General features: G+C 73.4%; 1 protein-coding gene. It reads right to left on the reverse strand.

Translation table 11 applies throughout. The annotated features are described in order from the left end of the window. Nucleotides 1-433, reverse strand: a 433-nt coding sequence (locus I6F37_RS40740) for an NAD-glutamate dehydrogenase domain-containing protein (RefSeq protein WP_225154482.1), incomplete at both ends; no start/stop codon positions are given.

A 433-nucleotide genomic window follows, 5' to 3' on the forward strand; every position in this document is an offset into this window, starting at 1 on the left:
GCCGGCGGCGGTGCCAAGGCCGAGGAATGCGCCCTCGGCGTCGCGCCGGACCGCCAGCTGGGGGTGGAAGAGCCGGCGAAGGCTCCACCCCTGCCGGGCCAGCACCATGCTGAGGCTGTCGACGAGGAAGGGCCGGTCGTCGGTGACCAGCTGCACCACCGTCGATCCCCCGGCGTCCCAGCCGTCGAGCTCACGGGTCGGGGTGAGCACCCTCACCAGGTGCTGACCGGGGGTGCGCACCCAGCCGAGCTCGAGGTGGGAGGCGACCAGTCCGGACAGGGATCCCGGGTCGATGCCGGCGAGCTCCTCAGCGGCGACGTGGTCGAAGTAGCGCCGGCGGAACGCCACGAATGCCGCGGAGTCCATCCCCTCGGGGGCCTGCCCGCTGGGCGGGTCCGGTTCGATTCCGGGGTCGGTTCCGGCGGCGCTACTT

Source organism: Bradyrhizobium sp. NBAIM08, assembly GCF_020193935.1.
Taxonomy (GTDB): domain Bacteria; phylum Pseudomonadota; class Alphaproteobacteria; order Rhizobiales; family Xanthobacteraceae; genus Bradyrhizobium; species Bradyrhizobium yuanmingense.